The organism is Curtobacterium sp. 22159, assembly GCF_052045775.1.
Taxonomy (GTDB): domain Bacteria; phylum Actinomycetota; class Actinomycetes; order Actinomycetales; family Microbacteriaceae; genus Curtobacterium.
In genome coordinates, this window is the sequence record NZ_JBQEPN010000002.1 from 184,080 (window position 1) to 207,825 (window position 23,746).

The 23,746-nt window shown below is 70.3% G+C and carries 18 protein-coding genes; 17 read left to right on the forward strand and 1 reads right to left on the reverse strand.

The annotated features are described in order from the left end of the window. The first annotated feature begins 18 nt into the window (after positions 1-18). The 6 genes from ACTJKO_RS03010 to ACTJKO_RS03035 all read left to right on the forward strand — a co-directional run bounded on the left by ACTJKO_RS03010 (position 19) and on the right by ACTJKO_RS03035 (position 7,887). Positions 19-1,698 (forward strand): DUF885 domain-containing protein, encoded by a 1,680-nt coding sequence (locus ACTJKO_RS03010; protein WP_440685519.1) that lies wholly within the window; start codon positions 19-21, stop codon positions 1,696-1,698. A 203-nt stretch (positions 1,699-1,901) separates the two neighbouring features. Continuing rightward, positions 1,902-3,365, forward strand: a complete 1,464-nt coding sequence (gene rpsA, locus ACTJKO_RS03015; RefSeq protein ID WP_440685521.1) for a 30S ribosomal protein S1 — start codon at positions 1,902-1,904, stop codon at positions 3,363-3,365. Between the two features lie 92 nt (positions 3,366-3,457). Further along, positions 3,458-4,060 carry a dephospho-CoA kinase gene (gene coaE / locus ACTJKO_RS03020; RefSeq protein WP_440685524.1) on the forward strand — a complete coding sequence of 201 codons (603 nt, stop codon included), beginning with the start codon at positions 3,458-3,460 and terminating at the stop codon, positions 4,058-4,060. Further along, complete coding sequence (locus ACTJKO_RS03025; protein ID WP_440685526.1) at positions 4,057-5,088, forward strand: BPSS1187 family protein; 1,032 nt, start codon at positions 4,057-4,059, stop codon at positions 5,086-5,088. Before coaE ends, ACTJKO_RS03025 begins: the two co-directional genes overlap by 4 nt. Before the next feature lie 22 nt (positions 5,089-5,110). After that, positions 5,111-6,607 (forward strand): class I adenylate-forming enzyme family protein, encoded by a 1,497-nt coding sequence (locus ACTJKO_RS03030; protein ID WP_440685528.1) that lies wholly within the window; start codon positions 5,111-5,113, stop codon positions 6,605-6,607. After that, positions 6,604-7,887, forward strand: a complete 1,284-nt coding sequence (locus ACTJKO_RS03035) for an acyltransferase (RefSeq protein WP_440685530.1) — start codon at positions 6,604-6,606, stop codon at positions 7,885-7,887. Before ACTJKO_RS03030 ends, ACTJKO_RS03035 begins: the two co-directional genes overlap by 4 nt. A gap of 68 nt (positions 7,888-7,955) precedes the next feature. On the opposite strand, the gene ACTJKO_RS03040 is transcribed toward ACTJKO_RS03035, so the two are convergent. Then, positions 7,956-9,284, reverse strand: coding sequence for an MFS transporter (locus ACTJKO_RS03040; protein ID WP_440685532.1), 1,329 nt, complete (start codon positions 9,282-9,284; stop codon positions 7,956-7,958). Between the two features lie 169 nt (positions 9,285-9,453). Between ACTJKO_RS03040 and uvrB the strand changes: the two genes are divergently transcribed. The 11 genes from uvrB to ACTJKO_RS03095 all read left to right on the forward strand — a co-directional run bounded on the left by uvrB (position 9,454) and on the right by ACTJKO_RS03095 (position 23,496). Beyond that, positions 9,454-11,526 (forward strand): excinuclease ABC subunit UvrB, encoded by a 2,073-nt coding sequence (gene uvrB, locus ACTJKO_RS03045; protein WP_440685918.1) that lies wholly within the window; start codon positions 9,454-9,456, stop codon positions 11,524-11,526. Then, a complete protein-coding gene (locus ACTJKO_RS03050) occupies positions 11,516-12,463 on the forward strand; it encodes an SDR family NAD(P)-dependent oxidoreductase (protein WP_440685534.1) in 948 nt (315 codons plus the stop codon). Before uvrB ends, ACTJKO_RS03050 begins: the two co-directional genes overlap by 11 nt. A 48-nt stretch (positions 12,464-12,511) precedes the next feature. Continuing rightward, entirely contained in the window at positions 12,512-15,526 is a 3,015-nt protein-coding gene (gene uvrA, locus ACTJKO_RS03055) for an excinuclease ABC subunit UvrA (protein WP_440685536.1), read from the forward strand. Beyond that, positions 15,527-17,554 (forward strand): excinuclease ABC subunit UvrC, encoded by a 2,028-nt coding sequence (uvrC, locus tag ACTJKO_RS03060; protein WP_440685538.1) that lies wholly within the window; start codon positions 15,527-15,529, stop codon positions 17,552-17,554. Positions 17,555-17,657: 103 nt separating this feature from the next. Continuing rightward, complete coding sequence (gene rapZ / locus ACTJKO_RS03065) at positions 17,658-18,545, forward strand: RNase adapter RapZ (protein ID WP_440685540.1); 888 nt, start codon at positions 17,658-17,660, stop codon at positions 18,543-18,545. Positions 18,546-18,620: 75 nt separating this feature from the next. Beyond that, positions 18,621-19,601: a DNA-binding protein WhiA gene (whiA, locus tag ACTJKO_RS03070; RefSeq protein ID WP_440685542.1), complete on the forward strand. Its 981-nt coding sequence runs from the start codon at positions 18,621-18,623 to the stop codon at positions 19,599-19,601. A 152-nt stretch (positions 19,602-19,753) separates the two neighbouring features. Continuing rightward, positions 19,754-20,758, forward strand: coding sequence for a type I glyceraldehyde-3-phosphate dehydrogenase (gap, locus tag ACTJKO_RS03075; protein WP_440685544.1), 1,005 nt, complete (start codon positions 19,754-19,756; stop codon positions 20,756-20,758). Positions 20,759-20,762: 4 nt separating this feature from the next. Continuing rightward, on the forward strand, positions 20,763-21,980 hold the full coding sequence (locus tag ACTJKO_RS03080; RefSeq protein WP_440685546.1) for a phosphoglycerate kinase: 1,218 nt from the start codon (positions 20,763-20,765) through the stop codon (positions 21,978-21,980). Continuing rightward, the gene (tpiA, locus tag ACTJKO_RS03085) at positions 21,977-22,756 is read left to right on the forward strand and encodes a triose-phosphate isomerase (protein WP_440685548.1); all 780 of its coding nucleotides are present in this window, start codon (positions 21,977-21,979) and stop codon (positions 22,754-22,756) included. Before ACTJKO_RS03080 ends, tpiA begins: the two co-directional genes overlap by 4 nt. Positions 22,757-22,875: 119 nt before the next feature. Beyond that, positions 22,876-23,127: a preprotein translocase subunit SecG gene (gene secG, locus ACTJKO_RS03090; RefSeq protein WP_440685550.1), complete on the forward strand. Its 252-nt coding sequence runs from the start codon at positions 22,876-22,878 to the stop codon at positions 23,125-23,127. 3 nt (positions 23,128-23,130) lie between these two features. Further along, positions 23,131-23,496: an RNA polymerase-binding protein RbpA gene (locus ACTJKO_RS03095; protein WP_440685552.1), complete on the forward strand. Its 366-nt coding sequence runs from the start codon at positions 23,131-23,133 to the stop codon at positions 23,494-23,496. The last annotated feature ends 250 nt before the right edge of the window (positions 23,497-23,746 follow it).

Sequence of the window (23,746 nt, forward strand, 5' to 3'; positions counted from 1 at the left end):
ATCGATAGTGTCGAGAGCATGACCGATGACCGTCCCGTCCGCCAGCCCTCCGCCGTCGACCGGGTCGCCGAGGACTGGGTCTCCACCCTCGTCGACCTCGACCCCACCGTCGCCACCTACATCGGTGTGCCGGGCCGCACGGGGGAGTACGGCGACACCTCCCCGGCGGGCGCGGCGGCGCTGGCCGAGGCCGCGGCGGCCACGAAGCGTGCGCTCGACGCCGCCGAACCGGTCGACGACGTCGACCGTGTGACGAAGACCGACCTCGCCGCCGAGCTCGAGCTCGTGCGCGAGTCGTACGACCGGAAGCTCCACCTGCGCGACCTCAACGTGATCGCGAGCCCGGCCCAGTCCGTGCGGGAGGTCCTGGACCTCATGCCCACGGCGACCGCTTCGGACTGGGAGGACATCGCGAGCCGGCTGCACGCCCTGCCGGACGCGATCGAGGGGATCCGCGAGACCCTGCTCGAGGGCACGCGCGAGGACGTGACGCCCGCCAAGCGGCAGGTCGCGCTCGTCGCCGAGCAGGCCGCGCGCAACGGTGCGGCGGACGGGCTGTTCCGACAGCTCGCCGACGGAGCCGCGCTCGACGACGGCCGGGCCCTGCCCGAGTCGCTGCGTGCCGAGCTGCTCCGCGGGGCCGAGGTCGCGGCCGCCGCGTACCGGTCGTTCGGGCAGTTCCTCGAACACGAGCTGATGCCCCTCGCCACCCCGGTGGACGCCGTCGGGCGTGAGGCGTACGAGTTGCACTCCCGTCGGTTCCTCGGCGCCGTCGTGGACCTCGACGAGACGTACGAGTGGGGGATCGAGGAACTCGCACGGATGCGCGCCGAGCAGGAGCGCATCGCCGACCGGATCGAGTCGGGTGCGAGCGTCGCCCGTGCCATCGAGGTGCTCGACGCCGACCCGTCGCGCGTGCTGCACGGCACCGACGCCCTGCAGCGCTGGATGCAGGAGACGAGCGACGAGTCGATCCGGGAGCTCGACGGCAGGTACTTCGACATCGCGGACCCGATCAAGCGCCTGGAGTGCCGGATCGCCCCGACGCAGGAGGGCGGGATCTACTACACCGGTCCGTCCGACGACTTCTCGCGCGCCGGGCGGATGTGGTGGTCCGTGCCGCAGGGCGTGACCGAGTTCGGCACCTGGCGCGAGAAGACGACGGTCTACCACGAGGGCGTCCCCGGACACCACCTGCAGATCAGCCAGGGCGTGTACAACCGCGGCGAGCTGAACACCTGGCGCCGTCAGCTCTCCGGCTCGTCCGGGCACGTCGAGGGCTGGGCACTGTACGCCGAGCGGCTCATGGAGCAGCTCGGGTTCCTCGACGACGACGGGGACCGTCTCGGCATGCTCGACGGCCAGCGGATGCGCGCCGCCCGCGTGGTGCTCGACATCGGCGTGCACCTGCAGAAGACGAACCCCGACGGGGGCGCGTGGACGTGGGAGTACGCGCTGGACTTCATGCGCGAGAACGTGAACATGTCCGACGCGTTCGTCCAGTTCGAGGTCGCACGCTACTTCGGCTGGCCGGGGCAGGCGCCGTCGTACAAGGTCGGCCAGCGCGTCTGGGAGTCGATCCGCGACGAGGTGGCCGCGCGCGAGGGGTCGTCGTTCGACCTCAAGGCGTTCCACCACCGGGCCCTCGCGCTCGGCAGCATCGGCCTCGACACCCTCCGGAGCGCGCTGCTCGACTGACCGCGGGACACGCGCGGTCCGGTCGGACACGCCCCGACACGCCCGGTTGTGGGGCCTCGCCCACACCGGTTAGACTTGTGCGGCGCAATCCGCGCCGACCAAACCACATCGCCACGACGGCTCGCACCGGCATCCGGTACGGACCAGAGGGTCGCTCCCTCGCCGTCACGGCCCGACTCATGTCCGTTCGGAGCAATCTCTACATGACAACCACCACGACCAAGGCTCCCAAGCAGGTCGCCATCAACGACATCGGCTCGGCTGATGACTTCCTGGCCGAGGTCGAGAAGACCCTGAAGTTCTTCAACGACGGAGACCTCATCTCCGGCACCGTCGTGAAGATCGACCGCGACGAGGTCCTCCTCGACGTCGGTTACAAGACCGAGGGTGTCATCCCCTCCCGCGAACTCTCGATCAAGCACGACGTCGACCCCAACGAGGTCGTCGAGGTCGGCGACGAGGTCGAGGCCCTGGTCCTCCAGAAGGAGGACAAGGAAGGTCGCCTCATCCTGTCGAAGAAGCGCGCGCAGTACGAGCGCGCCTGGGGCGACGTCGAGAAGATCAAGGAGTCCGACGGCGTCGTGACCGGCACGGTCATCGAGGTCGTCAAGGGCGGCCTCATCGTCGACATCGGCCTCCGCGGCTTCCTCCCGGCCTCGCTCATCGAGCTCCGTCGCGTCCGCGACCTCACGCCGTACCTCGGCCAGGAGCTCGAGGCGAAGATCCTCGAGCTCGACAAGAACCGCAACAACGTCGTCCTCTCGCGTCGCGCGCTGCTCGAGCAGACGCAGTCCGAGTCGCGGACCACGTTCCTCAACAACCTCCACAAGGGCCAGGTCCGCAAGGGCATCGTGTCGTCGATCGTCAACTTCGGTGCGTTCGTCGACCTCGGCGGCGTCGACGGTCTCGTCCACGTCTCCGAGCTCAGCTGGAAGCACATCGAGCACGCCAGCGAGGTCGTCGAGGTCGGTCAGGAAGTCACCGTCGAGATCCTCGAGGTGGACCTGGACCGCGAGCGCGTGTCGCTCTCGCTCAAGGCCACCCAGGAAGACCCGTGGCAGGTCTTCGCCCGCACCCACGCGATCGGTCAGATCGCGCCGGGCAAGGTCACGAAGCTCGTCCCGTTCGGTGCGTTCGTCCGCGTCGCGGACGGCATCGAGGGTCTGGTGCACATCTCGGAGCTCTCCAACAAGCACGTCGAGCTCGCCGAGCAGGTCGTGTCGGTCGGCGACGAGGTCTTCGTCAAGATCATCGACATCGACCTCGACCGTCGTCGCATCTCGCTCAGCCTCAAGCAGGCCAACGAGGGCGTGGACCCCGAGGGCACCGAGTTCGACCCGGCGCTCTACGGCATGCCGACGGAGTACGACGAGAAGGGCGACTACAAGTACCCGGACGGCTTCGACCCGGAGACCAACGAGTGGCTCGAGGGCTTCGACACCCAGCGCGAGGAGTGGGAGCGTCAGTACGCCGCCGCCCAGGCGCGTTGGGAAGCCCACAAGGCGCAGGTCGCGAAGACCATCGCCGACGAGGCGCAGGGTGGCTTCGACCTCCCGGCCAGCGCTTCCTCGTCGTCGTCGTTCTCGAGCGAGTCGAACGGTCAGGGCACCCTGGCCGACGACGCCTCGCTCGCGGCGCTCCGCGAGAAGCTCAGCTCCACCAACTGATCGAGCGGCTCGCCCGTACCGGAAGCCCGGCACCCCTGATGGGGTGCCGGGCTTCCGGCCGTTCCGGGAGGTCCGCTCGGTACGCTGGCGCGGTGCGCATCATCGGTCTCACGGGCGGCATCGCCGCGGGCAAGTCGACGGTCTCGAAGCGCTGGGCGGAGCACGGGGCGGTCGTGGTCGATGCGGACCGCCTCGCGCGAGACGCCGTGGCGCCGGGGAGTCCCGGGCTCGCGCGGGTCGCCGAGCGGTTCGGTCCCGGGGTGATCGCCGCCGACGGGTCGCTCGACCGTCCGGCGCTGGGGGCGATCGTGTTCTCCGACCCGGTCGCACGGAAGGACCTCGAGGCGATCACCCACCCCGAGGTCTGGCGGCTGGCGCAGGCCGCGTTCGACGCCGCCGCCGCTGCCGACCCGGACGCGGTGGTGGTCTACGACGTGCCGCTCCTCGCCGAGGCCCGGGGGAGTCGTCCGCTGTCGTTCGACGCGGTGGTCGTCGTCGACGCACCCGCGGCGCGGCGGATCGACCGGCTGGTCGAGCACCGGGGGATGTCGCGCGACGAAGCAGAACGCCGGGTCGGGGCCCAGGCGAGCGACGCCGACCGGCTCGCGCTGGCCGACCACGTGGTCGACGCCACCGGCTCCCTCGCGGACACCCTCCGTTCCGCCGACGAGGTGTGGGAACGCATCGCCCGATGAAGCACCGGCTGCTCCTGGCCGTCGCCGCGGTCGTGCTCGTGGCGATCGGCGTCGCGGCCCTCGTCGGCGCGAACGTGCTCGGCGGCGAGCGTGTGGCGCAGCACGGTCGGGTGGCGGCGGCGGACCGCCCGCGTGGCGACCAGCACGGGCCGGCCGGGGAGTTCCACCGGTTCCGACTCGGCACGATCGACGGACAGCGGCTCGAGCCCAACCGGGACGACTTCGCCGCCCGGACGAACGCCGACGGCCCGCTCCTGCTCTTCCTGCCCGCGACCCGTGCCAAGCCCGCCGACTACCAGCTGTTCCTCAGTGCGGCGCTGCAGGACGGGTACCACGTGCTCGGCCTCGACTACTGGAACCTCGGCAAGACCCTCTCCGGCACCTGCCAGGCCGACCCGCAGTGCTACGGCAAGGTGCAGCGGAACCGGTTCGACGGGAGCCGGCCGTCGCAGTTCAGTTCCGTGCAGCCGTCGGGGTCGATCGTCTCGCGGTTCCGCGACGCCATCGCGTACCTCGACGACCACGACCCGGGCGGCGGGTGGGGCCGGTTCGTCCAGGGCGACGCCGACATCGCGTGGAACGACATCGTGGTCGCCGGGCACTCGCAGGGCGGCGGTGAAGCGGCGTACATCGCGCACATCCGGGCCGTGCAGGGGGCGCTGATGTTCTCGTCGCCGGTCGAGTCCCTCGGTGCCGAGCACGCCGCGTGGATGGACCACCCGGGTCGGACGCCGGTGGACCGGATGTACGCCATCGACGACGTGCGGGACGTCTTCGGCGCCCGGATCCGCGGCTCGTGGAAGGTGCTCGGCCTCGACGGAGCGAACGGGCCCTTCCGGACGGACACGGCGCCGCCCGGCACGGACGCGGATCCGCACGCGATCCTCACCGACATCCGGGTCGGCTCGCCGGGAGAGTCCCACTCCCGGACGATCGACGACTCGACCCCGGTCGGTCCGGACGGGACGCCGCGGATGCTGCCGCTGTGGCAGTGGTTGTTGCACCGCTTCCCCTCGGAGCGGACATAGGCGGCCGCAATACCCTGGGTCCGTGCAGCAAGCAGGCGAACGACCCGACCTGCGATCGTCGATCCGCGCCCGAGCGGCGCAGCACGGCGGACGCGGGTTCCTCGAGGACGCGCGGAGCGACCGCGTCCTCACCTACCGAGCGCTCGACGAGGCCGTCGACGCCTGGTCCTCCACCCTCGACGCGATCGGCGTCCCGCCGTCCGGGGCCGTCCTCGTCGACGTCGGCGACCCGCTCTCGTTCGCCGTCGTGCACCTCGCCGCCGTCGCCACCGGGCGGCGTGCCGTGCCCGTCGACACCGGTCAGCCGGCATCGGAACCCGACCGTCTCGCCGCACTCATCGGGGGTGCCTCGATGGTCGTCTCGGACCGCGACGAGGACGCGACCGTCGCCGGGGCGCCCGCGGGCAGGATCGACCCGGCCACGTTCCTCCCGACCGGCGTCCGCGACGGCGACCTCCCGTCGGAGGCTCCGGACGCCCCTGGCGAGGGCTCGGTCGTGCTCTTCACGTCGGGATCGACCGGAACGCCGAAGGGCGTCGAGCTCCCCGAGTCGCAGCTGCTCTTCGTGGCCCGGGCGGTCGCGCAGCACAACGCCCTGACCCCGGAGGACCGCGGCTTCAACTCGCTCCCGCTCTTCCACGTGAACGCCGAGGTCGTGGGGGTGCTCGCCACGCTCGTGTCCGGCGCCACGCTCGTGCTCGACCGGCGGTTCCGTCGGACGGGGTTCTGGGAACTGCTCGCCGAACGCCGCATCACCTGGCTCAACGCCGTCCCCGCGATCCTCGCGGTGCTCGCGAAGACCGGTCCGCTCGACCCCCCGCCGGGGCTGCGGTTCGTCCGCAGCGCCTCGGCACCACTGCCCGACCCGGTCCGGGAGGCGCTGGGGGACGTCCCGCTCGTCGTCAGCTGGGGCATGACCGAGGGGGCGTCGCAGATCACGGCGACGCCGCTCGGTGCACCGGCCCGTCCGGGCACGGTCGGCGTGCCCGTCGGCGCCGAGGTCGAGGTCCGCGCCGAGGACGGAACCGTGCTGCCGCCGGACGAGGTCGGGGCCCTGTGGGTCCGCGGTGCGGGCATCGTCCGTCACTACCTGTTCGGCCGTGCCTCCGAGCGGTTCGACGCCGACGGGTGGCTCAGCACCGGGGACCTCGGTTCGGTGTCGGCCGACGGGTGGGTCTCGCTCGCCGGGCGGTCGGACGACGTCATCAACCGCGGCGGCGAGAAGGTGTACCCGTCCGAGGTCGAGGACGTCCTCCTCGGTGACGACCGCGTCCTCGAGGCCGTCGTCGTGGGGCGCCCGCACGACGTCCTCGGGGCGGTCCCGATCGCATACGTCATCCCGCAGCCCGACGTGCCCGTGGACGCCGACGCCCTCGTCGCCGACCTGACCGCCCGCGCCGAGGCCGTGCTCACGCGCTTCCGGCGTCCGGTCGAGATCATCGTGGTCCCGGACCTGCCGCGCGCTCCCACCGGGAAGGTCCAGCGGGCGAAGGTGCGCACGATGGCCGAGCAGCCGTGACCGCCGGAGCGCTGCCCGTGACCGGGCCGGGCGTGCAGACCCCCACGAGGACCGCCGAGGGGAAGCCCCGCCACCTGTACGAGGTCGACGTCCTCCGGATCCTCACCTTCGCGTGTGTCATCGGCGTGCACACGACGAGCCACACGGCGGCGTCCGACGACGTCCCGCTCAACGCACTGCTCGGGCTGCTGCACTTCACGCGGTTGGTCTTCTTCACGCTCACCGCGTTCGTGCTCGTCTACAGCTACTCCCTCCGACCCCGACCGATGTCGCAGTTCTGGCCGAAGCGGTTCCTGCTCGTCGGCGTGCCCTACCTGGCGTGGTCGTTCGTGTACGTCGGCGCGTCCTGGCTGGTGGGTTCCACGACACGCGGTGACGTGCCCGACCTGGTCCGCAGCTACGCCGAGGGCGTCGTGACCGGTGTCGCCTGGTACCACCTGTACTTCCTGCTCGTCACCATGCAGGTGTACCTGCTGCTGCCCGTCACCGTGTGGCTGGTCCGGAGGACCCGCGGACACCACGTCGCGGTGCTCGTCGTGGCGTTGGTGGTGCAGCTCGTCGTCTTCGCCGGGTACGCGTACTTCCCCGCGAGCGACGCCTGGTTGCAGGGGTACCAGAAGCAGTTCTTCTTCTCGTACGTGTTCTTCATCGTGTCCGGTGCGATCGCCGCCGACCACGCGGAGTCGTTCCTCCGGTTCATCCGCGTGCACCGCCGTGCCGTCCTGTGCGGCTTCGTCGGGGCCGGGGTCGTGACCCTCGCCGTGTGGTGGCTCCAGGTCGCCCTCGGGCAGTCGCTGAACGCCGCCGGCACGCCGCTGCAGCCGATCCAGGTGCTCTGGAGCAGCGCCGTGTTCGTCGGGTTCCTCGCGGTCGGCGCACGGTGGGCGGACCGTCGACGACCGGGGAGTCCGCTCGCCAGGGTGGTCGACTACGGGTCCGACCGCTCGTTCGGCATCTTCCTCGCCCACCCGTTCGTGATCTGGGTCCTGCTGTACGGCGACAGCTGGCTCGAGCGGTCCGTCCCGGGGCCCTGGCTCACGCTCGTGACGTACGTGCTCGTGCTCGTGCTGTCGGTCGCGGTGACCGAGCTGTTCCGCTGGACGCCCCTCAGCGTGCCGCTCACCGGACGGCCGTCGCTCGCCTCGAGGGGGCAGCGCCAGGCGCGTGCACGCCGACGCGCGGCCGCCACGCCGCCGCCGCAGCGGTCGCCCGAACCGGTGGAGCCGGACGACGCCCTGGTGGGCGAGACCGACGACGTCGGGCGGCGCGCCCCGCGCTGACGGACGCGGCGTCGGACGGGAGGCGCGGGTCGGCCCCGCACCGCGCCTCCCGTCCGACGTCCCAGCGGTCAGGCCGAGCGTTGCTCCGCGCGCGGGGTCCCGATCTCGAGGACGCCGTCCGTGACGGTGAGACGCTTCGGCTTCATCACCCACGCGACCACCGCCGCGGCCGCGAGCAGCACGCACGAGAGGGCGAACGGGAGCTGCCAGCCGGACGCGTCGATGAGCGCGCCGAAGACGATCGGCGAGATGACCCCCGCGAACCCGAAACCGGTGTTCATGAAGCCGGAGGCCGTGCCCGACCACTGCGGAGCGACGTCCATCGGGATCGCCCACAAGTTCGCGTTGCAGAGCTCGAGGAAGAAGAACGAGAGGGCGAGCGACACCGTGGCGACGACGAGTCCCTGGCCGATCACGAGCGGGAGCAGGCAGACGAGCGAGCCGCCGAGGCCGATCACGAGCACGATCCGCCGGGCGTTCCGGGTGTCGCCCCCGCGGTGGATGATGCGGTCGCTGAGCATCCCACCGACCGTGTCGCCGACGACGCCGGCGAGGAGGACCAGGGTGGTGAAGAGCGCGAACGTGCTGATCCGCAGCCCGTACGTGTCGCTGAGGAACGTCGGGATCCACGTGAGGAAGACCCACAGCACCCACCCGTAGCCGAAGTCGACGAAGGTCACCGGCAGGATCTGTCGGGCGAGCGTCCGCCACGGTACCGGTGGCCGGGTCGCGCGGGTCTCGACGGGCGGGAGCTCGTCGAGCTCGACCCGTTCGATGCCGGCCGTGTCCTCGGGGCGGTCGCGGAACCAGACGAACCAGACGATCGCCCACGCGACGGAGAGCACGGCGGTGGCGAAGAAGGCCCATCGCCAGCTGCCGGTCGCACCGATGACCCAGGCGACGAGCAACGGCGCCAACGCGTTGCCGAGTCGGGCGGCCGAGTGCACGACCCCCTGCGCGAAGCCGTTCCGGTCGCGGGGGATCCAGCGGCTCATCGCCTGCGTGGCAGCCGGGAACGCGGCCGCCTCGCTGAACCCGAGGAGCGCGCGGGCGGCGAACAGCGTCCAGAAGCCGACGGAGAGCCCGGTCCACAGGGTGGCGACGCCCCACACGACGGTGATGACGAACAGTGCTCGTCGCGGCCCGAAGCGCTCGGCGATGGTGCCGCCGAAGACCTGCAGGAGCGCGTACGGCAGGGCGAACGCGGAGACGATGAAGCCCGCGGTCGTCTCGTTGAAGCCGAAGTCCTCGGTGATGTGGGGGAGCGCGGTCGAGATGTTCGTGCGGTCGATGTACGAGATCGCGTACATGACGCAGAGCAGGATGAGCACCCGCCCGCGGATGCGACCGCGGAGCGGAGTGCCCTTCGTCGGTGCGGCTGGGGTCGCCGTCGTCATGGGGCCTCTTCGGGGGAGTGAGGGACTGCCGGTTGCTGAACGGATCGGAGGCTATGCCCGGATCCGATCAGCCACCTTGGAGCCTGCTTACAGTGGACGATACGCCGAGGGCGAGCACGGGGCTCCGGTGTCAGGGGTCCCGGCTACCGTTGATGGCATGGCAGTGTCAATCGAGCCCACGCGCGCGGTCCGCCCGTTCGAGGTCGTCAGCGAGTACTCGCCGAGCGGTGACCAGCCCGCGGCGATCGCCGAGCTCGCGGGCCGGATCAACGCCGGTGAGACGGACGTCGTGCTGCTCGGCGCCACGGGGACGGGCAAGTCCGCGACGACCGCGTGGCTCATCGAGCAGGTGCAGCGGCCGACGCTCGTGCTCGCGCACAACAAGACGCTCGCCGCGCAGCTCGCGAACGAGTTCCGCGGGCTGCTGCCGAACAACGCCGTCGAGTACTTCGTCTCGTACTACGACTACTACCAGCCCGAGGCGTACGTCCCGCAGACGGACACCTTCATCGAGAAGGACTCCTCGGTCAACGCCGAGGTCGAACGACTCCGGCACTCGACGACGAACTCCCTGCTCAGCCGGCGGGACGTCGTCGTGGTCTCCACCGTGTCCTGCATCTACGGTCTCGGCACCCCGGAGCAGTACATGAACGCGTCGGTCGCACTGCACGTCGGCCAGACGATCTCGCGGGACCAGCTCGTCCGCAAGTTCGTGGCCATGCAGTACCAGCGCAACGACGTCGACTTCGCGCGCGGCACCTTCCGGGTCCGCGGCGACACGCTCGAGATCATCCCGATGTACGAAGAGCACGCGATCCGCATCGAGATGTTCGGCGACGAGGTCGAAGCGCTCTCGTACCTGCACCCCCTGACGGGCAACGTGATCGAGGACATGCCCGCTGTCTCGATCTTCCCGGCGTCGCACTACGTCGCGGACACGGACGTGATGCACCGGGCGATCGGCACCATCAAGGAAGAACTGGCCGAACGGCTCGCCGAGCTCGAGGGGCAGGGCAAGCTGCTCGAGGCGCAGCGGCTCCGGATGCGCACCACGTTCGACATCGAGATGATGGAGCAGATCGGGTTCTGCTCCGGCATCGAGAACTACTCGCGACACATGGACGGCCGGGCCGCCGGTGAGCCCCCGCACTGCCTCCTCGACTTCTTCCCCGACGACCTCCTCATCGTCATCGACGAGTCCCACGTGACGGTCCCGCAGATCGGCGCGATGTACGAGGGCGACGCTTCCCGCAAGCGCACGCTGGTCGAGCACGGGTTCCGTCTGCCGAGCGCCCTCGACAACCGCCCGCTCACGTGGGAAGAGTTCCTCGAGCGCTCCGGGCAGAAGGTCTACCTCTCCGCGACGCCGGGGCGGTACGAGCTCGGTGTGACCGACAGCGTGGTGGAACAGATCATCCGTCCGACCGGCCTGGTCGACCCCGAGATCGTCGTGAAGCCGAGCGACGGCCAGATCGACGACTTGCTCGAGGAGATCCAGCAGCGCGTCGAGAAGGACGAGCGCGTGCTCGTGACGACGCTGACGAAGCGCATGGCGGAAGAGCTGACCGACTTCCTCGGCAACGCGGGCGTCCGGGTGCGGTACCTGCACTCCGACGTCGACACCCTGAAGCGCGTCGAGCTCCTGACCGAGCTGCGCCAAGGCGTCTACGACGTGCTCGTCGGCATCAACCTGCTCCGGGAAGGGCTCGACCTGCCCGAGGTCTCCCTCGTGGCGATCCTCGACGCCGACAAGGAAGGCTTCCTCCGCTCGTCGACGTCGCTCATCCAGACCATCGGTCGCGCCGCACGCAACGTGTCCGGCCAGGTGCTCATGTACGCCGACAAGATCACGGACTCCATGCGCACCGCGATCGACGAGACGGACCGCCGCCGCGAGAAGCAGGTCGCGTACAACACCGAGCACGGCATCGACCCGCAGCCGCTCCGCAAGAAGATCGCCGACATCACCGAGGTCCTCGCCCGCGAGAACGACGACACGAAGGCCCTGCTGGAGGGACGCCCGGGTGCCGACGGCCGTCGTTCCCCGACGCCGAACCTGCGGCGCGAGGGCATCGCCGGCGAAGGTGCGACCCAGCTCGAGGCGACCATCGCGGACCTGAACGACCAGATGCTGCAGGCCGCGGCGGAGCTGAAGTTCGAGCTCGCCGCGCGGCTCCGCGACGAGGTGCAGGACCTGAAGAAGGCGCTCCGGCAGATGGAGTCCGCCGGTCATGTCCGCTGACCGGGCCGACGCCGGAACCGAGCACGACGCCGGACGGCGCACGGTCGTCGTGACCGGGGCGAGCGCGGGGCTCGGGTACTTCGCCGCGGAGCAGCTGGCGGCCGCCGGACACCGCGTCGTGCTCGCCACGCGAGATGCCGGTCGTGCCGCCGCCGCTGAACGGAGCATCCGTCGGCACGTGGACGGAGCCGAGCTGGAGCACCTCCACCTCGACCTCGCCGACCTCGACAGCGTCCGGTCCGCCGCGGACACCCTCGCCGGACGCCACCCGGACGGCGTGGACGCGTTCCTCAACAACGCGGGCGTCGTCGGTTCGGCCGCCGTGCAGCACACACCCCAGGGAACCGAACTCCAGATGGGGACGAACCACCTCGGTCACTTCGCGTGGACGGCCCTGACCCTCCCGCTGGTCGAACGCCGGAACGGTCGCGTCGTGCACCTCGGCTCCATCGCCCACCGCTGGGTCCGGCTCGACCCGACCGACCCGCTCGGTGCCGGCCACTACGCGAGCTACCGACAGTACGGCCGCAGCAAGCTCGCCGTGATGCTCTTCGGGTTCGAGCTCGCGCAGCGCCTCGCGGACGCCGGGTCCACGGTGGCGAGCGTGGTCGCGCACCCCGGGTTCTCAATCGACGTGCTCTCGCCCGAGCGTCCCGACGTCACGTCCTCCCGGCCGGAACCGGCGTGGACGCGCCCGGCGCAGCGCTGGTACGCCCAGGGCAAGGACGCCGGAGCGGATCCGCTGGTGCACGCCGCCGTCGGCACCGACGTCCGGTCGGGGCAGTACTGGGGACCGTCCGGCCGCATGCAGCTGCGGGGTCCGGCCGCGGTGGTGCCGGCCGAGCCGCGCGCGCACGACCGGATCGCCGCCGCTCGGCTCTGGGCCGCGAGCGAGCGCGCCGCGGGCGTCGCGTTCGCTCTCGACGCACTCGTCTGACCGCCGTTCGCGGCGGAATGTCGGTGCCGCTTCGTAGAATCGACGGCGATGACCATCACCTCTGACCGCGGTACCTCGACGTCGGGCCGGAACGCCTTCGGCGAGCCCGCAGACCTCCACCTCCCGGGCGGTACGGCGCCGCACAGCACCTCCACGCTCAGCGTGCGCGGTGCCCGCGTGCACAACCTGCGCGACGTCGACCTCGAGATCCCGCGTGACTCGCTCGTCGTGTTCACCGGTCTGTCCGGCTCCGGCAAGTCCTCGCTCGCGTTCGACACGATCTTCGCCGAGGGCCAGCGCCGCTACGTCGAGTCGCTGTCCGCCTACGCCCGTCAGTTCCTCGGGCAGGTCGACCGCCCGGACGTCGACTTCATCGAAGGGCTCTCGCCCGCGGTGTCGATCGACCAGAAGTCGACGAACCGGAACCCGCGGTCGACCGTCGGCACCATCACCGAGGTCTACGACTACATGCGCCTGCTCTGGGCGCGCATCGGCGTCCCGCACTGCCCCGTCTGCGGTGAGGTCATCAGCAAGCAGAGCGTGCAGCAGATCGCCGACCAGCTCATGGAGTTCGAGTCCGGCACCCGGTTCCAGGTGCTCGCGCCGGTGATCTCGAAGAAGAAGGGCGAGTTCGTCGACCTCTTCCAAGAGCTCGCGGCGTCCGGCTACGCCCGCGCGATCGTCGACGGGGAGCGCATCCAGCTCAGCGACCCGCCGAAGCTCAAGAAGCAGGTCAAGCACGACATCTCGGTCGTGGTCGACCGACTCGTCGCGAACGACGACATCCTCGGGCGTCTGACCGACTCGCTCGAGACGGCTCTTCGCCTGACCGACGGCACCGTCGCGATCGACCTCGTCGACGCCGAGGGGCCCGGCGCGGTCCGGACGTACTCCGAGAACCTCTCCTGCCCGAACAACCACCCGCTGGCACTCACCGAGATCGAGCCCCGCACGTTCTCGTTCAACGCGCCGTTCGGTGCCTGCCCCGAGTGCTCGGGCCTCGGCACCCGCATGTCCGTCGACCCGGATCTCGTCCTGGGGGACCCCGAAGCGTCCCTGCGCGACGGCGTCCTGCTGCCCTGGACGGGCACGAGCGGTCTGTACTCCTACTTCGAGAAGCTCCTCGCCGGCCTCGGCAAGGACCTCGGGTTCGACCTGGACACCCCGTGGAACCGACTCGACCCGTCCGTCCAGGCGGCGATCCTCACCGGCAAGGACTTCCAGGTGTCGGTCTCCTGGCGGAACCGGTTCGGCCGCGAGATGCGGTACACCAGCGGGTTCGAGGGCGTCATGCCCTACATCGAACGGAAGTTCGCCGAGGCGGAGTCCGACTCGCAGCGGCAGCGCTTCCAGGGCTACCTGCGTGAAGTGCCCTGCCCGGTGTGCGAGGGCACGCGCCTCAAGCCCGAGGTGCTCGCGGTCACCGTCGACGGTCGCAGCATCGCGGACGTCACGGAGATGTCCCTCGACAACGCGTACGCGTTCATGGACGAGCTCACCCTGACCGACCGTGAAGCGCACATCGCCGCCGCGGTCCTCCGCGAGATCCGGGCGCGTCTCGAGTTCCTGCTCGAGGTCGGGCTCAACTACCTGACCCTCGCGCGCGGCGCGGGTGGGCTGTCCGGCGGGGAAGCGCAGCGCATCCGCCTCGCGACCCAGATCGGTTCGGGCCTGACCGGCGTGCTGTACGTCCTCGACGAGCCGAGCATCGGGCTGCACCAGCGCGACAACCGCCGGCTCATCGACACCCTCGTCAAGCTGAAGGACCTCGGCAACACCCTCATCGTCGTCGAGCACGACGAAGACACGATCCGCACGGCCGACTGGGTGGTCGACATCGGTCCGGGCGCCGGCGTGAACGGCGGCAACGTCGTGCACTCCGGCTCGTACGAGGGCATCATCGCGAACCACGACTCGATCACCGGTGACTACCTCGCGGGTCGTCGGGCGATCGAGGTGCCGGCGGAGCGCCGCCCGATCAACCCGAAGCGCACGATCAGCGTGCAGGGCGCCCGGGCGAACAACCTCAAGTCGATCGACGTGGACTTCCCGCTCGGGGTCTTCACGGCGGTCACCGGGGTGAGCGGGTCGGGCAAGTCGACCCTGGTGAACGACATCCTGTACAAGGTGCTCGCGAACCAGCTCAACGGGGCGCGGCACATCGCGGGCAAGCACACCCGGGTGAAGGGCCTCGACCAACTCGACAAGGTCGTTCACGTCGACCAGGCTCCGATCGGCCGCACGCCGCGGTCGAACCCGGCCACGTACACGGGCGTCTTCGACCGGATCCGACAGCTCTTCGCCGAGACGCCCGAGGCGAAGGCGCGCGGCTACCAGCCCGGTCGCTTCAGCTTCAACGTCAAGGGTGGCCGCTGTGAGAACTGCTCCGGCGACGGCACGATCAAGATCGAGATGAACTTCCTGCCCGACGTCTACGTCGCCTGCGAGGTCTGCGGGGGCGCTCGGTACAACCGCGAGACCCTGCAGGTGCACTACAAGGGCAAGGACATCTCCGAGGTCCTCGACATGCCGATCAGCGAGGCTGCGGTGTTCTTCGAGCCCATCTCCGCGATCCACCGGTACATGCAGACGCTCGTCGACGTCGGACTCGGCTACGTCCGCCTCGGGCAGAGCGCGACCACCCTGTCCGGCGGCGAAGCACAGCGCGTCAAGCTCGCGACCGAGTTGCAGCGCCGGTCCAACGGGCGCACGGTGTACGTGCTCGACGAACCCACGACGGGCCTGCACTTCGAGGACGTCCGCAAGCTCCTGCTCGTGCTGCAGGGTCTGGTCGACAAGGGCAACACCGTCATCACGATCGAGCACAACCTCGACGTCATCAAGTCGGCCGACTGGCTCATCGACATGGGCCCGGAAGGCGGCTCGGGCGGCGGCACGGTGCTCGCGACCGGGACGCCCGAACACGTTGCCGACGTCCCGGAGAGCCACACGGGTGTCTTCCTGCGCGAGATCTTCGACGCGCAGGACGCCCGGGTCGGCAAGGAGCAGGCCGTGGGCGCTCGGCAGGCCTCGAAGTCGAAGCAGAAGGCGGGTGCTCGGTAGGTGGCGGACACCGTTCCCTGGCGCCCGAAGGCCGGGGAGATCCCGACCGACCCCGGCGTCTACCGCTGGCGTGACGAGGCCGGTCGGGTGCTGTACGTCGGGAAGGCCAAGAACCTCCGCGCGCGGCTCAGCAACTACTTCGCTCCGCTGCCGACCCTCCACGAGCGCACCCGACGGATGGTCCTCACCGCGCGGAGCGTGGAGTGGACCACGGTCGGGTCCGAGATCGAGGCGCTGCAGCTCGAGTACACCTGGATCAAGGAGTTCGATCCGCCGTTCAACGTCAAGTTCCGTGACGACAAGTCGTACCCGTACATGGCGATCACCCTGGGGGAGGAATCCCCGCGGGTGATGGTGACCCGGAACCGGAAGATCAAGGGCGCGAAGTACTTCGGGCCCTACCCGAAGATCTGGGCGGTGCACGACACCATCGACCTCATGATCAAGGTGTTCCCGATCCGCACCTGCTCGGACTCCTCCTACAAGAAGGCCATGCAGACGGGGAAGCCGTGCTTCCCCGGGCAGATCGGCAAGTGCGGCGGACCCTGCTCCCAGAAGGTGACGATCGCCGAGCACCGGGCGATGGTCGAGGAGTTCGTCCGCTTCATGAGCAGCTACGACCGTCGCGTGATCACGCAGCTCCGGCAGCGGATGGCCGCGTCGGCCGACGCCATGCAGTACGAGCAGGCCGCGAAGTACCGTGACCAGGTCGAGGCGCTCGAAGCGGTCCTCGAGAAGTCCGCCGTGGTGCTCCGTGACTCGGTCGACCTCGACCTGTTCGGCGTCGCGGAGGACGAACTCGCCGCCGCGGTGCAGCTGTTCTCCGTCCGGGGCGGCCGCATCCGCGGTGTGCGCGGGTGGGTCGTGGACAAGGAACTCGACATCTCGACGGGGGACCTCGTCGAGCAGATCGTGCAGGGACAGTACGCAACGGGTGAGGAACCCCCGCGCGAGGTGGTGGTGCCCGAGCTCCCCGAGGACGCCGACGCGCTGCAGCAGTGGCTCAGCGAACGCCGCGGCGGTCGGGGCACGAAGCTCAGCACCGCCCAGCGGGGCGACCGGGCCGGGCTCGCCCGCACGGCGGCGCAGAACGCGGCACAGGCGCTCATGCTCTACAAGACGAAGCGTTCCGCCGACTACACCACGCGTTCGGCGGCGCTGGCCGACATCCAGGACGCGCTCGGCATGACCGAGGCGCCCCTCCGCATGGAGTGCTACGACATCTCGCACCTGCAGGGCACCAACGTCGTCGCGTCGATGGTCGTGTTCGAGGACGGGCTGCCGCGCAAGGACCAGTACCGGCGGTACACGATCGCCGAGACCACGGACGACACCGACAGCATGTACCAGGTGCTGACGCGACGCCTGGCCCGCCTCGACGAGGACGCCGCCGTGCCCGACGTCCCGGACGTCACCAGCGACGAGGTCGTCGAGGGGTCGAAGCCCACCAAGCGGTTCGCCTACCGGCCGCAGCTGCTCATCGTCGACGGTGGCCAGCCGCAGGTGCAGGCAGCGAAGCGTGCGATGGACGAGGCCGGTGTGCACGACATCGCGCTCGTCGGCATCGCGAAGCGACTCGAGGAGCTCTGGCTGCCCGACGACGACTTCCCGGTGATCCTGCCGCGCAACTCCGAGGCGCTGTTCCTCATCCAGCGCATCCGTGACGAAGCCCACCGGTTCGCGATCACCCACCAGCGCACCCGGCGCAAGCGCGACGTCCGGTCGCGGCTGTCGGAGATCCCCGGCCTCGGTCCGACCCGCGTCAACGCGCTGCTCAAGCACTTCGGCTCGGTCGCGCGACTGCGCGAGGCCACGGCGGAGGAGATCGGCGAGGTGAACGGCGTCGGTCCGGCCACCGCGGCCGCGGTCGTCGCGAAGCTGGCGCAGACGCCGACGAGCGCGTCGAGCGCGCCCAGCCCGGTGAGCGCACCGGAGACGGACGAGGTCGCCGACGACCTGGCGAGCGGGCCAGGAGGCGCGGCTCGTCTCCCCGAGGTGACCCACGACGGTCCGCACCTGCCCTCGTGACGGAACCCGTGCCTCCCGGGACCCCCTGGACGGTAGCCTGGACCCGCAGCCGAGACCTCCCCGGGCGACGCGCCCGGGCCGCCACGACGGAGCCCACTCCCAGATGACCGACAGCGCCACGTCGCAACAGCACGACATCCTCATCGTCACCGGCATGTCCGGTGCCGGCCGCTCGACGGTCGGGAAGGCGCTCGAAGACCTCGGCTGGTACGTGGTCGACAACCTGCCGACGCAGATGCTCGCGCCCCTCACCGAGCTGGCCGACCGGGCGGGCGAGAAGATCCCCAAGATCGCCACGGTGGTGGACGTCCGCGGCGGCCGCTTCTTCACCGACCCGGAGCAGGCGGTCGAGCGCGTGCGCAACAGCACGTCCGCCCGGGTCCGCGTGCTCTTCCTCGAGGCCACCGACGCGGTGCTGGTGCGCCGGTTCGAGCAGGTGCGACGTCCGCACCCGCTGCAGGGCGAGGACACGCTCCTCGACGGCATCGCCCGCGAACGCGAGCGGCTCGCGGCACTGCGCGAGGCGTCCGACGTCGTCATCGACACCTCGGACCTGAACATCCACCAGCTGGCCAACCGGGTGACGGAGCAGTTCGCGGACGACCACTTCGTCGGCGTCCAGGTGACGCTGATGAGCTTCGGGTTCAAGTACGGTCTGCCCGCCGATGCCGACATGGTCGCCGACGTGCGGTTCCTGCCGAACCCGTACTGGGTGCCGGAACTCCGGTCCCACACGGGCCTGGAACGGCCGGTGTCCGACTACGTGCTCGCGCAGCCCGGAGCGCGCTCGTTCGTCGAGCGGTACGCCGCCGTCCTCGAGCCGGTGTTCGAGGGGTACCAGCGCGAGAACAAAAGACACGCTACGATCGCCATCGGCTGTACCGGCGGCAAGCACCGCTCGGTCGCCATCGTCGCCGAGTTGGCGAACCTCCTCCGCGGGGTGCCCGACGTCGCCGTGCGTGTGAAGAACCGAGATCTCGGCCGGGAGTGACCGTCCCTCCGGCCGCTCCACACGACGTGCGCCGGGCACGCGGACCCCACCAGAAGAAACGTTAGGAATGATGCTGTGCCGTTGACTGCCGAGGTCAAGGACGAACTGGCCCGGGTCGTCGTGAACCGGAACACGGTCCGCGCCGCCGAACTCGCGACCATCCTGCGGTTCGCGGGTGGCCTGCACGTCATCTCCGGCAGGATCGCCGTCGAGGTCGAACTCGACACCCGGATCATCGTGCACCGCGTGCGGAAGGACCTCGCCGAGCTGTACGGCGTGCGGAGCGAGGCGTCGGTGGGGTCGTCGGCGTCCGCCCGTCGTGGCACCCGGTACCTCGTGCGCGTGCTCGAGGCGGGGGAGACCCTCGCGCGGCAGACCGGGCTCATGGACGCTCGTCGCCGTCCGGTGCGCGGGCTCCCGAACCGGCTCACCACCGGCAACCGCGAGGACCTCGCCGCCATCTGGCGCGGCGCGTTCCTCGCCTCCGGCACGCTGACCGACCCGGGCCGCGCGGCCGCGCTCGAAGTGACCTGCCCGGGGAACGAGGCCGCGATGGCGCTCGTCGGTGCGGCGTCCCGGCTCGGCATCGCCGCCAAGGGACGAGAGGTCCGTGGCGTGCACCGCGTGGTCATCCGCGACGGCGAGGCCATCGGTCAGATGCTCACCGTGATGGGCGCCGCCCGCACCACGGCCGAGTGGGAGGAGATGCGGCAGCGTCGCGAGGTCCGCGCGACCGCGAACCGCCTCGTCAACTTCGACGACGCCAACCTCCGCCGTTCCGCACAGGCCGCCGTCGCCGCGTGCGCCCGGGTCGAACGTGCGCTCGAGATCCTCGGCGACGAGGTCCCCGACCACCTCAAGTACGCCGGCGCGCTGCGACTGCAGCACCGCGACGCGTCGCTCGACGAGCTCGGGCAGCACGCCGAGCCGCCGATGACGAAGGACGCGATCGCGGGGCGCATCCGCCGCCTGCTCGCGATGGCGGACAAGCGCGCCTCCGACCTCGGGATCCCGGGGACCGAGGCGAGCGTGCCGGAGGAGCTCGAGGGCGCCTGAGCGGCGTCATCTCGCGCGGCCGCGCAACCTCCGACTGCTAGGGTCGTTACGGCGACGTTACGGGGCGTATCGTCCACCACACGTGGGCCCGAAGGGCCTTCGACTCCGAAAAGCAGCGCCCCCTGGGCGCTCCACACCCACCAGGAGATCCATTGACCGTCAAGATCGGTATCAACGGCTTCGGCCGCATCGGCCGTAACTTCTTCCGGGCCGCACTGGCCAAGGGCAGCGACCTCGAGATCGTGGCGGTGAACGACCTCACCGACAACGCGTCCCTCGCGAACCTGCTGAAGTTCGACTCCATCACCGGCAAGCTCCCGGCGACGGTCGAGCTCGACGGCGACAACATCGTGGTCGACGGCAAGGCGATCAAGGTCCTCGCGGAGCGCGACCCCGCCAACCTCCCCTGGGGCGAGCTGGGTGTCGACATCGTCATCGAGTCCACCGGTTTCTTCACCAAGGCCGCCGACGCGCAGAAGCACATCGACGCGGGTGCCAAGAAGGTCATCATCTCCGCCCCGGCCACCGGCGACGACGTCACCATCGTGCTCGGCGTGAACGAGGACCAGTACGACCCGGCGAACCACCACATCATCTCGAACGCGTCCTGCACCACGAACAGCCTCGCGCCGCTCGCCAAGGTGTTCAACGACAAGTTCGGCATCGAGCGTGGCCTCATGACGACGGTGCACGCGTACACGGCCGACCAGAACCTCCAGGACGGCCCGCACAAGGACCCGCGTCGCGCCCGTGCCGCCGCGCTCAACATCGTCCCGACCTCGACCGGTGCGGCGAAGGCCATCGGCCTCGTCCTGCCGGAGCTCGCGGGCAAGCTCGACGGTTTCGCGCTGCGCGTCCCGGTCCCCACCGGCTCGATCACCGACCTCACCCTCGAGACCAAGGCCGAGGTCACCGTCGACGAGATCAACGCCGCCTACAAGGAGGCAGCCGAGGGTCCGCTCAAGGGCATCCTCCTCTACAGCGAGGACCCGCTGGTGTCGACCGACATCACGACGGACCCGCACTCCTCGATCTACGACTCCGGCCTGACCAAGGTCATCGGCGGCCTCGTGAAGATCACCTCGTGGTACGACAACGAGTGGGGCTACTCGAACCGCCTCGTCGACCTCACCGAGTACGTGGGCGAGCGGCTCTAAGCAGATGGCGCTCCGCACCCTCGGGGACCTCGGCGACCTCGCCGGCAAGCGCGTCGTCGTCCGCTGTGACCTGAACGTCCCGCTCAAGGATGGCACGATCACGGACGACGGCCGCGTCCGGGCGTCGCTTACCACCCTGAACACCCTCATCAACGCCGGTGCCCGTGTCATCGTGATCTCCCACCTGGGCCGCCCCGACGGCGAGCCCAAGACGGAGTTCTCGCTCGCACCGGTCGCCCAGCGGCTCTCCGAGCTGCTCGGCAAAGAGGTCACGTTCGTCGGTGAGACCGTCGGCGACGAGGCGACCGCGGCCGCCGAGGCCCTCGGCGACGGCGACGTCCTGCTGCTCGAGAACCTCCGCTTCAACCCGGAGGAGACCTCGAAGGACGCCGCGGTCCGCGGCGGCTTCGCCGACCGGATCGCTGCGCTCGGCGACGCCTTCGTCTCCGACGGCTTCGGTGTCGTGCATCGCAAGCAGGCCTCGGTCTACGAGCTCGCGTCGGCGCTGCCGTCGGCCGCGGGCTCGCTCATCGAGACCGAGCTCGGCGTCCTCGAGCGGCTGACGTCCTCGCCGGAGCGTCCCTACACGGTGGTGCTCGGCGGATCGAAGGTCAGCGACAAGCTCGGCGTCATCGACCACCTCCTGCCGCAGGTGGACACGCTCTGCATCGGCGGCGGCATGCTCTTCACGTTCCTCGCGGCCCAGGGCCACGGGGTCGCGAAGTCGCTGCTCGAGCAGGACCAGCTCGACACCGTGCGCGAGTACCTCTCGCGTGCGCAGGAGCTCGGCGTGACCATCGACCTGCCGACCGACGTCGTGGTGGCGTCCGGCTTCTCGGCCGATGCGTCGCACGAGACGGTCGCCGCGGACGCGATCGAGTCCTCGTCCTTTGGGACCGACGGCATCGGTCTCGACATCGGACCGGAGACGGCTGCGCGGTTCGCCGACGCGGTGTCCGGCTCGAAGACGGTGTTCTGGAACGGTCCGATGGGCGTGTTCGAGTTCCCGGCGTTCGCCGCCGGCACGAAGACCGTCGCGCAGGCGCTCACCGAGGTCGACGGCCTCGGTGTCGTCGGCGGCGGTGACTCGGCGGCGGCCGTCCGGTCCCTCGGGTTCTCGGACGACCAGTTCGGGCACATCTCGACCGGTGGCGGTGCGAGCCTCGAGTTCCTCGAGGGCAAGTCGCTCCCCGGTCTCGAGGCGCTGAGGTGGTCGCGATGACCCGCACGCCGTTCATCGCCGGGAACTGGAAGATGAACCTGGACCACCTCCAGGCCATCGCCACCGTGCAGAAGCTCGCGTGGACGTTGAAGGACGCGCGCCACGACTTCGACGACGTCGAGGTCGCGGTGTTCCCGCCCTTCACCGACCTCCGCAGCGTGCAGACGCTCATCTCCGCGGACAAGCTCCCGATCCACTTCGGTGCGCAGGACCTCTCGCAGTACGACTCGGGTGCTTACACGGGCGACGTGTCCGGGGCGTTCCTGGCGGCGCTCGACGCGCAGTACGTGATCGTCGGCCACTCCGAGCGGCGGACGCTGCACGGCGAGACCGACGAGATCGTCGCCGCGAAGACCGCTGCGGCCGTCAAGCACGGTCTCGTGCCGGTGGTCTGCGTCGGCGAGACCGGCGAGGAACGCGAGCAGCGCGGCGCGGGTGTCGTCCCGGTCGAGCAGCTGCGGGTCGTCCTCGACGCGGTGAAGCCCTCCGAGATCGTCGTCGCGTACGAGCCCGTCTGGGCGATCGGTTCCGGTCAGGCCGCCACGGCCGAGCAGGCGCAGGAGGACTGTGCCGCGCTCCGCCGCGGGATCGCCGCTGCCTGGGGTGACGAAGCCGCTGCCGAGACCCGCGTGCTCTACGGCGGCTCCGTGAAGTCGGGCAACATCGCCGGGTTCCTCCGCGAACCCGACATCGACGGCGCGCTCGTCGGTGGCGCCTCGCTCGACGTGCAGGAGTTCGCGGCCATCGCGCGCTTCCGTCAGCACGTCGGACTCTGATCCACCAGACACGGGCCGGTCGTCACACGGCGACCGGCCCGTGCCACGCCCGCCCGGGTTCGCCGGTCGCTGGCGCGGCCCGCTACACTTGCAAGGCTGACTGACACGAAAGGTACGTCGTGGCGATTCTCTCCGTCGTGCTGCAGGTCCTGCTCGCGATCACGAGCCTCCTGCTCACGCTCCTCATCCTGCTGCACAAGGGTCGCGGTGGCGGCCTCTCCGACATGTTCGGCGGCGGCGTGACGAGCAACCTCGGGGCGTCCGGCGTCGCCGAGCGCAACCTCAACCGCATCACGGTGATCCTCGGTCTGGTCTGGATCGCGTCGATCATCGTGCTCGGTCTCATCAACAAGTTCACGGCGGGGAGCTGATCCATGGCAACCGGAGGCAGTGCAATCCGGGGTTCGCGCGTCGGCGCGGGCCCGATGGGGGAGCAGGACCGCGGGGTCCAGGCCGAGCGTGTGGCGATCTCCTACTGGGACGCCCTCGGCAACGAGGTCGTGCGGTACTTCGCCGCCGGCCTCCCGGAAGAGGAGATCCCCGAGACGGTGGACTCGCCGTCGACCGGGCTCCCGGCTGGCCGCGACAAGGACCACCCTCCCGTCGTCGCCAAGACCGAGCCGTACAAGACGCACCTCGCGTACGTGAAGGAGCGCCGCACCGAAGAAGAGGCGGCGCAGCTCCTCGAAGACGCGCTGCAGCAGCTCCGCGAGCGTCGCGGTACTGCAAAGCAGGACTGACACTCCCGCGCCCGAAGGCCCCCGCACCRWYGGTGCGGGGGCCTTCGGGCGCGGGAGTGTCGCGGCGGCGGCCGCCGCGGCGGTTGCTGCGGACCGCGGCTGCGCGAGTGCGCAGAACACGCCGCATGCCGCTCGCCGAGTGGGCACGATGCGCCGCCAGTGCGGGCCGAGTGTGACGTATTTTGCACACTCGGCGATCGGCGGGGCCGCGACCGCCGCGCGCGCCCCGCACACGGACGGGAGGCGCGGT